This is a genomic window from Synechococcus sp. MU1655 (assembly GCF_023630655.1).
In the GTDB taxonomy this organism is placed as follows: Bacteria; Cyanobacteriota; Cyanobacteriia; order PCC-6307; family Cyanobiaceae; genus Synechococcus_C.
In genome coordinates this window covers 1-9,212 of record NZ_JAKUHK010000054.1, presented here as the reverse complement: position 1 = coordinate 9,212, position 9,212 = coordinate 1, and the positions used below count along the sequence as shown (strand labels likewise).

At 57.5% G+C, this 9,212-nt stretch carries 8 protein-coding genes and 2 pseudogenes; 9 read left to right on the top strand and 1 reads right to left on the bottom strand.

Going from position 1 to position 9,212, the window contains the following annotated elements; translation table 11 throughout:
* The 3 genes and pseudogenes from NCN04_RS04310 to NCN04_RS04300 all read left to right on the top strand — a co-directional run.
* A pseudogene (locus NCN04_RS04310) lies at positions 1-182 on the top strand (hypothetical protein); the annotation flags it as partial.
* 59 nt (positions 183-241) lie between these two features.
* Positions 242-559: a hypothetical protein gene (locus NCN04_RS04305; RefSeq protein WP_048348369.1), complete on the top strand. Its 318-nt coding sequence runs from the start codon at positions 242-244 to the stop codon at positions 557-559.
* Positions 556-2,244: an ABC1 kinase family protein gene (locus NCN04_RS04300; protein WP_245407161.1), complete on the top strand. Its 1,689-nt coding sequence runs from the start codon at positions 556-558 to the stop codon at positions 2,242-2,244. Before NCN04_RS04305 ends, NCN04_RS04300 begins: the two co-directional genes overlap by 4 nt.
* Positions 2,245-2,625: 381 nt before the next feature.
* Here NCN04_RS04300 and eno read toward each other — a convergent pair whose 3' ends face one another.
* Complete coding sequence (eno, locus tag NCN04_RS04295; RefSeq protein WP_250395274.1) at positions 2,626-3,918, bottom strand: phosphopyruvate hydratase; 1,293 nt, start codon at positions 3,916-3,918, stop codon at positions 2,626-2,628.
* 98 nt (positions 3,919-4,016) lie between these two features.
* Between eno and gloA the strand changes: the two genes are divergently transcribed.
* The 6 genes and pseudogenes from gloA to NCN04_RS04265 form a co-directional block, all read left to right on the top strand.
* Entirely contained in the window at positions 4,017-4,418 is a 402-nt protein-coding gene (gene gloA, locus NCN04_RS04290) for a lactoylglutathione lyase (protein WP_250395273.1), read from the top strand.
* 15 nt (positions 4,419-4,433) lie between these two features.
* Positions 4,434-7,232: an ATP-dependent Clp protease ATP-binding subunit gene (locus tag NCN04_RS04285; RefSeq protein WP_250395272.1), complete on the top strand. Its 2,799-nt coding sequence runs from the start codon at positions 4,434-4,436 to the stop codon at positions 7,230-7,232.
* Positions 7,233-7,314: 82 nt separating this feature from the next.
* The gene (gene secE, locus NCN04_RS04280; protein WP_048347450.1) at positions 7,315-7,554 is read left to right on the top strand and encodes a preprotein translocase subunit SecE; all 240 of its coding nucleotides are present in this window, start codon (positions 7,315-7,317) and stop codon (positions 7,552-7,554) included.
* A gap of 51 nt (positions 7,555-7,605) precedes the next feature.
* The gene (gene nusG, locus NCN04_RS04275; RefSeq protein ID WP_048347449.1) at positions 7,606-8,274 is read left to right on the top strand and encodes a transcription termination/antitermination protein NusG; all 669 of its coding nucleotides are present in this window, start codon (positions 7,606-7,608) and stop codon (positions 8,272-8,274) included.
* A gap of 108 nt (positions 8,275-8,382) precedes the next feature.
* Positions 8,383-8,808: a 50S ribosomal protein L11 gene (rplK, locus tag NCN04_RS04270; protein ID WP_048347448.1), complete on the top strand. Its 426-nt coding sequence runs from the start codon at positions 8,383-8,385 to the stop codon at positions 8,806-8,808.
* 76 nt (positions 8,809-8,884) lie between these two features.
* Positions 8,885-9,212 (top strand): annotated as a pseudogene (locus NCN04_RS04265) (50S ribosomal protein L1); the annotation flags it as partial.

Here is a 9,212-nt window from a genome sequence, read left to right as displayed (position 1 = left end):
ATTCAGAGCTGCCTTTGGATGTGCCTAATGCGTTGCCGACTGAGGTCCCCGAGTTGGCCCAGCCGACCCCCGTTCCAGAGCAGATGGAAGCTCCCGTCATGGTGGAGTCCGTCGTTGTCGAGCCCGAACGGTTTGAGCCTGAACTTTTCGTCACTCCGGTGGATGCGCCTCCCGCTCCTTGAGTGAACGTCGCTGATCGGAGGTTGAATCTGCCACAGTTTGAGGGTTGAGACGAATGGCCATGACCTCCCGAGATGCTCTTCTCAGAGCGGCGATGCATCGTGTGCTCGCTCGGATGGGTCACGGCATGGCGGATGCTGCTGCTGGATTCGCTGTGTTGGTGCAAGACGCACCCGATCGCGTTCGCCAGGAATGGGATTTGTTTCAGGAAGAGGTGAAGGCGGAAGCAGAGAGGCTTGAGCGAGAAGGAGATGGACGGAGCGTGGACGCGGAGTCATCCCCTGCTTCATCGGTTGAAGAGGAGAGTTTGCAGACCAAGATTGATCAACTGCGAGCCCGGGTCGCTGAACTGGGCATTCGCATCGAGGAGCGGTCGTGATCCTGTTCAGTCGCTTGAAGGCCCTGCTGCGTAGAGCATTCCGGGGACTCCGTATTTGGCGTGCTGTTCTGACCTTGCTGTTCTTCCTGTGGTGGGATGCCAGAGCGTTTAGCTATCCGGGCGGTCCAACTCCGGAGCGTCGCGCAGCTCGCCAGCAATTGCGTGCACGTTGGCTGACGCAGGAGCTGCTTCACCTTGGATCGGCTTTTATCAAGCTCGGCCAGTTGTTGTCGGCTCGGCCGGATGTGTTGCCAGCGGGCTGGGTCTCTGAATTGGCGGCATTGCAGGACCGGGTTCCCTCTTTTTCCTTTGACCGTGCTCAGTCTGTTCTTGAGGACGAGCTGGGCGCCCGTTGCGCTGAAATTATTGATCTAGATGAGCAGCCCATCGCGGCGGCTTCCTTGGCCCAGGTGCATCGGGCGAGTCTTCGTAGTGGTCGCCAGGTGGTGCTCAAGATTCAGCGCCCCGGATTGGACCGTGTGTTTCGGCTGGATTTAGAAGTGATGCAGCAGGTGGCTGCTGTGCTTCAGCGTCATCCCAAATGGGGACGAGGGCGCGACTGGGTGGCGATGGCCCAGGAGTGCAGGCGTGTTTTACTCCGAGAGCTTGATTTCCGTCTTGAAGCTCAGCACGCTGCACGGTTTCGACAGCAGTTCCTGGATGATCCGAACATCCGCGTGCCTGGGGTGGTCTGGGAGCTCAGCACTAGGCGCGTTCTCTGTCTCGACTACTTGCCTGGGATCAAAATTAATGACCGTGCGGCTCTTCAAGACGCTGGGATTGATCCGTCCAAGGTGGCTGAGATCGGCTCGGCTAGCTACTTGCAACAGCTCGTGCGCTACGGCTTTTTCCATGCCGATCCCCATCCAGGGAATTTGGCGGTTGCGGCCGATGGAGCGCTGATCTACTACGACTTTGGGATGATGGGGCAACTCTCCGAGCGCCTACGCAGGCGGATGGGAGGGATGGTGAGAGCTGCCGCTGCAAGGGATGCAGCGTCTCTTGTTGATGAGATGCAAGCGGCTGGAGTGATCGCTACTGGTGTTGATGTGGGCCCTGTTCGCCGCTTGGTGCGTCTGATGCTGAAGGAGGCCCTCACGCCGCCGTTCAGCAGTTCCGTGATTGAAAAACTGTCGGGAGACCTGTACGAACTGGTGTACGGGCAGCCGTTTCGGCTGCCCGTGGAGTTGATCTTTGTGATGCGTGCCCTTTCTACGTTTGAAGGGGTCGGCAAAAGTCTTGATCCGGGCTTTAGCCTTGTGGCGATTGCCAAGCCTTATCTGCTGCCGCTCATGACTTCCAGTGGATCTGGCTCCAACGATCTTTTGAATGAATTTGGCCGTCAGGTCGGCGCTCTTGGTTCAAGGGCTGTTGGTCTTCCTCGTCGGTTGGATGAAAGCCTGGAGCGCCTCGAGCAAGGAGACCTGCAGCTTCAGATTCGTATGGGTGAATCAGACCGTCAGTTCCGAAGGATGGTGACGGCGCAGCATTCGATCGGCCAGTCGGTGTTGCTTGGCGGACTTGCCGTGGCAGCGGCCTTAATGGGTGCCAGTACTAGGCCCCTCTGGGCGTTGCTTCCCCTCGGTGCGGCTCTTCCGGTTGGGATGGGCTGGTTGAAGTTGCAAGGGAAACTTCGCCGGGATGGACGGATTGAGAATTTGTCAGGAACTGATCGTTCGTCCTGAACGACATTCATTTCTTTTAGGGGCGAATGAATTGAGTTGGCCCAATGAAATTCTGCTGGTCATTAATTACACGTTGTCTTCATCAATACAATCCCATTCTTCCTCCAGCCTGCTTTTCTTATTTAAGCCCTTGCTTGTATTTCTCTTCGCTTTGACAGCTGAGTCAAGGAAGAGATAGCTGCTTCGTTCACCATTCCTAATGTGATCAAAGGCTCCTCTATCTGCTGCAAATTGGAGCCGCTAAGTGTTATTTGAGTGGTTGATCTTTGCCTTGTCTGCTGCCCCTCCGTTGAGGTGCACAAAGCTCTCTAGGGCCAGCCGCGTAAGCAGTGACCCTGTGATCAGCTGGTATCCCGTGACAGGAAAAGGGAGTGGTTTGCGTTAGTCGCGACCACGTGGTCCCTGGCCTGTTGCTCCGGCATAGACCGCTTGATTGCCAAGCTCGTCCTCAATCCGCAGAAGCTGGTTGTATTTGGCAACCCGCTCGCTGCGGCTCAGCGAGCCAGTTTTGATCTGGCCTGCGCGAGTGGCGACGGCTAAATCAGCAATGGTTGTGTCTTCTGTTTCACCGCTGCGGTGGCTAATCACGCTGGTGTAACCAGACCGACCGGCTAGGTCGATGGCTTGAAGCGTTTCGGTCAGTGAACCGATTTGATTCACTTTGATCAGGATCGAATTGGCGGTATTCGCATCAATCCCGCGCTGCAGGCGTTTGGTATTGGTGACAAACAGGTCATCTCCAACGAGCTGAACGCGTTTGCCGAGGCGCTCGGTGAGTAGGGCCCAACCCTCCCAGTCGTCTTCTGCTAATCCGTCCTCAATCGAAATGATCGGGAAACGATTCACGAGTTGTTCCAGCTGGTCCACCATCTCGGCACTGGAATAACTGCCGCCACTAAAGGCATAGCGACCATCGCTGTAAAACTCGGTGCTCGCTACGTCGAGCGCAAGCGAAATTTGCTCACCTGGCTTGTACCCAGCTTTCTCGATGGCCTGGACCAGCACTTCTCCGGCTTCCTCATTGCCGAGATCAGGAGCGAAGCCGCCCTCATCACCCACCGAGGTGCTCATGCCTCGTTCGCTCAGCAAGTTCTTCAGGGTGTGGAACACCTCCGTGCCCATCCGCAGCGCCTCTCTGAAATTGGGAGCGCCGTGAGGAACAAGCATGAATTCTTGGAAATCCAAGTTGTTGGCCGCATGGGCCCCCCCATTGATCACATTCATCAAAGGCACGGGTAGGAGCGTTGCCATCGGCCCTCCCAGATAGCGATAGAGAGGCAGGCCTAGCCCGTTGGCAGCGGCGCGAGCCGTTGCCATGCTCACGGCGAGGATGGCATTGGCGCCCAGGCCGGATTTGTTGTCGCTGCCGTCAAGTTCGAGCATGGCTGCATCCACGCTCCCCTGATCGAGAGCCGACAGACCGCAGAGCGCAGGTGCAATCCGCTCTTCGATGTGATCCACGGCCTTGGTCACGCCCTTGCCCATGTAGCGGTCGCCACCGTCCCTGAGCTCATGGGCTTCATGGGCGCCGGTGCTGGCTCCACTGGGAACAATTGCGCGGCCACTGGCACCGCCTTCCAGCAAGACCTCTGCTTCCACCGTGGGGTTCCCACGGGAATCCAAGACCTCCCTGGCCACGATGGTGTCGATGACGAGATCGAGGGAATCGAGCACGGGGGGTGGAGACAAGACTGAACAGATCCTATGGAACGCCCCCTGCCGCGTCTTGTTGTGTTTGGCACCATGAGGACAGAACGGGCGGAATCAGCAGCATGCGCATGCTTCACACCATGCTCAGAGTGGGCGATTTGGAGCGATCAATCCGCTTTTACACAGAGGTCTTAGGGATGCAATTGCTGCGTCGTAAGGATTACCCCTCCGGTCGCTTTACGCTTGCGTTTGTGGGATATGGGGATGAGCGCGACAACACCGTTCTTGAGCTGACCCATAACTGGGATACAGATGCGTATGCCCTTGGTGATGGCTATGGCCACATTGCGCTTGGTCTCGATGACATCTATTCGGCATGCACTGCGATTGCAGAAAAGGGAGGGCGGGTTGTCCGTGAGCCTGGTCCGATGAAACATGGCAACACCGTGATTGCTTTCGTGGACGATCCAGATGGCTACAAGGTGGAACTCATTCAGCTTTCCTCCCGATCAGACGCGGCCTAATCACGCTTCACACCAATGACTTCCACCTCCCGCACCAGCTTTGAGCCTTTGAGCAGCCTGACGTCAGAACCTGATCGCTTCAGTGACGACGCTTGGGAGCTGTTGCTGTCTGGGCAGGATGTGGCCCGTCGTTGGCGTCATCAGGATCTTGATGTTGAGCATCTTTTGCAGGTGCTCTTTAGCGATGAGCGCTATCGGCGTGTTGCTGCGGCCTTGCCACTGCCAATCGACCGACTGCTCGATCAACTCGAGGGCTTTTTGGCTGAGCAGCCCATGGCTCGCGGTGAGGATCTGTTCGTGGGAGAGGATCTCGAATCCTTATTGGAGGAGGCGGATCGGGTGCGCTCACTTTGGGGCTCCCGCTTGATCGATGTGTCCCATCTCTTGATCGCGATGGGGCGCGACCCTCGCGTCGGTGCAGAGTTGTTTGCGCAATTTGGACTGCCCGCCGATCGGCTTGAAGCAGAACTGACCCGTGCTCCCGATCGTTCACCTTCGAGCGTTGTCGCGCCTCCTCCCCCACGGCCTCGAGCGCCCTCAGCCTCTGCTGCTCCTGCTCCCATGCCTCCAGCGCAGAAGCCTCCAGTGCAGCAGCCTTCAGTTCAGCTTCAGCAAGGCCAAACGGCTGCATCCCCTCAGCCTCAGGGCGATGAGATGGACCGCTCTGTTGAGCTGATCAGCGAGCCGACTGCGTTGGAGAGCTATGGCCGCGACCTCACGGCTGCTGCGGCTGCTGGATTGCTTGATCCAGTGATCGGCAGGGATGGCGAGATTCGTAGCTTGATCAAGGTGCTGTCGCGACGCGGCAAAAACAACCCTGTTTTGATTGGTGCGCCTGGCGTGGGTAAGACCGCGGTCGCAGAGCTCCTGGCGCAACGGATCGTTGCTGGTGAGGTGCCCGAATCTCTGCAGGGCTTGCGGCTTGTTGCTCTCGATGGTGGTGCCTTGATCGCTGGAGCCAAGTTCCGCGGTCAGTTCGAGGAACGTCTTCGTGCCGTTCTCGATGAGGTGAGCGATCCGGAAGCGGCCGTTGTGCTGTTCATTGATGAACTTCACACCGTGGTGAACAGTGAGCGATCGAGTGCTGATGCGGCCAGTTTGCTGAAACCAGCCCTGGCACGCGGCGAGTTGCGTTGTATTGCCGCCACGACTCCAGAGGACTATCGCCGCACCGTGGAGAAGGATCCAGCGTTGAACAGGCGCTTTCAGAAGGTGCCGATTCAGGAGCCTTCGATTGAACTCAGTGTGGAGATTCTTCGTGGATTGAAGGAGCGATATGAGTTGCATCACGGGGTCACCATTACCGATGAGGCGGTCATGGCGGCAGCCCGGTTGGCGGATCGCTACATCAGTGACCGGTGTTTGCCGGATAAGGCAATCGACTTGATCGATGAAGCTGCTGCTCAGTTGAAAATGGATGTGACGTCCAAGCCTCAGGTGGTGGAGGATGCAGAGGCTGATCTACGCCGAGTGGAGTTGGCGGTTCTCGCCGCGGAGCAGGCACCGGACGGGGAACGGGTTCAGCTCCAGCGCAATCGTCTTGAGGCCTCTGACCGGCTGAGTCAGCTCCGGGAGCGATGGCAGGCGGAACGGGAGCAGCTGGAGGAGTTGCGTCAGTTGCTTCAGGAAGATGAAGACCTTCGCCATGCGATTGCCGAAGCAGAGCGGGACGGAAATTTGGAAGAGGCCGCCCGTCTTCAGTACGACCAGTTGCATCGCGTACAGCAGCGCCGCGCTGATCTTGAACAGTCGCTGAATGAGGCCCAAGAGGAAGGGTCTGCCCTGTTGCGAGAACAGGTGGAAGCGGCTGATATCGCGGATGTGGTGGCCCGTTGGACTGGGATTCCAATCCAGCGCCTTCTTGCTGGTGAGCGTCAAAAGCTGTTGGAACTTGAGCAGCGTCTTGCCGAACGGGTGATTGGCCAGCCAGAGGCGGTGCAGGCTGTAGCAGCGGCCATTCGTCGTGCCCGTGCTGGCATGAAAGATCCACGCCGTCCGGTGGGTTCATTTTTGTTTTTAGGGCCGACAGGCGTGGGTAAGACCGAGCTGGCAAAAGCGCTTGGAGCTTTGTTGTTCGACGAGGAAGAGGCCATCGTTCGACTCGACATGAGTGAATTCATGGAGCGCAATGCGGTGGCGCGCTTGCTTGGTGCGCCACCGGGGTATGTGGGCTACGAGGAGGGCGGTCAACTCACCGAGGCTGTTTGGCGTCGCCCCTATGCGCTGTTGCTGCTGGATGAGGTGGAGAAAGCACATCCGGATGTGTTCAACGTGCTGCTCCAAGTTCTTGACGACGGACGGCTCACCGACTCGCAGGGCAGGACCGTTGACTTCCGCCACACCGTGGTGGTGATGACCAGCAATCTGGCCAGTAGAGCCATTCTCGATTCTGCCCGTCAAGCTCAATCGGGTGATGAGGCCGGAGCCGCTCAGGCGCTCAATACCGCCGTGGACGAGGCGTTGGCCCACCATTTCAGGCCAGAATTTTTGAATCGGATCGATGAAGTGATTCGCTTCCGTCCCCTTGGTGTGGAAGATCTGGAAAGGATTGTGCGTTTGCAGCTTGCCGATCTAGCCCACTTGCTGTCCGAGCAAGGACTTGAATTGCGTGTGGATGATGCGGTGGCGCATGATCTGGCGACTTTGGGCTATGAGCCCGAATATGGCGCTAGACCTTTGCGTCGAGTCCTGCGCCGTCGCGTCGAAAATCCGCTGGCGACCGAATTGCTTGAAGAGCGCTTTAACGGGGCTCAGGCGGTTCGGGTGCATTCAGGAGACACATCGACAGAACCGTTTCGATTCGAGGCAGAATGAGATATCGATAAGCGTCCAGTAGGATGCTTGTTTGCCGTCACGTGCCCAAGGCACCGGCGTCAGTTCCGGCATCGCAAGATTCGTGACCAGCCCTACTTCCGAGGACACCGAAACCGCTTCCCCACAAACACCGGCTGAAACAGGCCGAAGGGGTGGTTTTTTAGCTGCCACTTTCGAAGAGCTGAAGCTGGTGGTCTGGCCCAGTCGTCAGCAGCTGTTCAGTGAATCAGTGGCTGTGATCTTGATGGTGAGCCTCTCGGCCGCGGCCATTTCAGCCCTCAGCCGTTTTTACGGTTGGGCCGCCTCTCAGGTGTTCCGTTGATCTGCTGCTCGTACAACAGATCGCATTTGTCCCAATTGTTCGTCCGCATCCGTGTCTGACCTCGATACCACCCAGCAGGAGAGCACCGAGGTGCTTGATCTGCCAGCACCCAATGAGGGAGAGGACGGCACGCTTGAGTCGATGCCTGCACGCACATCTGTCGCCCGTTGGTACGCGGTGCAGGTGGCCTCAAGCTGTGAGAAAAAGGTGAAGGCCACCCTGGAGCAGCGCGCTGTCACGCTTGGGGTCAGCAACCGAATCCTTGAGATTGAAATTCCCGAGACGCCGGCGGTGAAAGTCAAAAAAGACGGCAGTCGTCAATCCACTGAGGAGAAGGTGTTTCCGGGTTACGTGCTGGTCAGGATGGTCCTGGATGAAGACACAATGATGGCGGTGAGAAGCACGCCAAACGTCATCAATTTTGTTGGTGCAGAAGACCGTCGTGCCACGGGTAAGGCCCGTGGCCATATCAAGCCCCGTCCCCTGAGTCGTCAGGAGGTGGATCGTATTTTCAAGCGCGCAGCCGAGAAGAAGACCGTCGTCAAAGTCGATCTCGCAGAGGGCGATCAAATCCTGGTAACCGCAGGTCCTTTCAAAGACTTCCAAGGCGAGGTGATCGAGGTGTCTGGGGAACGAAGCAAGCTCAAAGCGTTGTTATCAATCTTTGGTCGAGAAACCCCTGTCGAGCTTGAGTTCTCTCAGATCAGTAAGCAAAACTGATTCATACGGCGGCCGTCTCCTGCGGAGGACGGCCTTAGAGATGGTTCGCCATTTCGCCGCACCGCCCCTAGAGGTCGGTGATCCGCAGATGTTCAACTCCGCTTGCCGATGGCCAAGAAAGTCGTAGCTGTGATCAAGCTGGCCCTTCAGGCCGGCAAAGCCAACCCCGCACCGCCGGTGGGCCCTGCCCTCGGTCAGCACGGGGTCAACATCATGGCGTTCTGCAAGGAGTACAACGCTCGCACTCAGGACAAGGCCGGATATGTGATTCCGGTTGAAATTTCGGTCTTCGAAGACCGTAGTTTCACCTTCATCACGAAAACCCCGCCTGCCTCGGTTCTGATTACCAAGGCTGCTGGAATTCAAAAGGGTTCCGGTGAGTCCGCAAAGGGCAGTGTTGGCTCCATCAATCGCTCCCAGCTTGAGGAGATCGCCAAGACCAAGCTTCCCGACCTCAACTGCACCAGTGTTGAGTCGGCGATGCGCATTATCGAAGGCACTGCCCGCAACATGGGTGTTGCCGTTAGCGACTGAACGCCCTGCGTTCGTTGTTTGTTCCGTTCACTGATTTCGGGGGAGGCCTCAGCGTCGCTTGAACCCCACACCTGACATGCCAAAACTTTCTAAACGCCTGGCTAGCCTCGTTACCAAAATCGAGGACCGTGCCTATCAGCCTCTTGAAGCCATTCAGTTGGTGAAGGAGAATGCTACAGCCAAATTCGACGAAACCATGGAGGCGCATGTGCGCCTTGGTATCGATCCCAAATACACCGACCAGCAGCTGCGTACAACGGTCGCTCTTCCTCAGGGAACGGGGCAAACCGTTCGTATCGCAGTGATTACCCGCGGTGAAAAAGTTGCCGAGGCCAAGGCCGCCGGCGCTGAACTTTCGGGTGATGAGGACCTTGTGGAGGCGATCTCCAAGGGCGAAATGAATT

What these genes read in the sequence shown, in the direction of transcription:
- NCN04_RS04285 (WP_250395272.1), top strand. Translation starts at nt 4,434, where the DNA reads ATGACTTCCACCTCCCGCACCAGCTTTGAGCCTTTGAGCAGCCTGACG.
- gloA (WP_250395273.1), top strand. Translation starts at nt 4,017, where the DNA reads ATGCGCATGCTTCACACCATGCTCAGAGTGGGCGATTTGGAGCGATCA.
- rplK (WP_048347448.1), top strand. Translation starts at nt 8,383, where the DNA reads ATGGCCAAGAAAGTCGTAGCTGTGATCAAGCTGGCCCTTCAGGCCGGC.
- NCN04_RS04305 (WP_048348369.1), top strand. Translation starts at nt 242, where the DNA reads ATGACCTCCCGAGATGCTCTTCTCAGAGCGGCGATGCATCGTGTGCTC.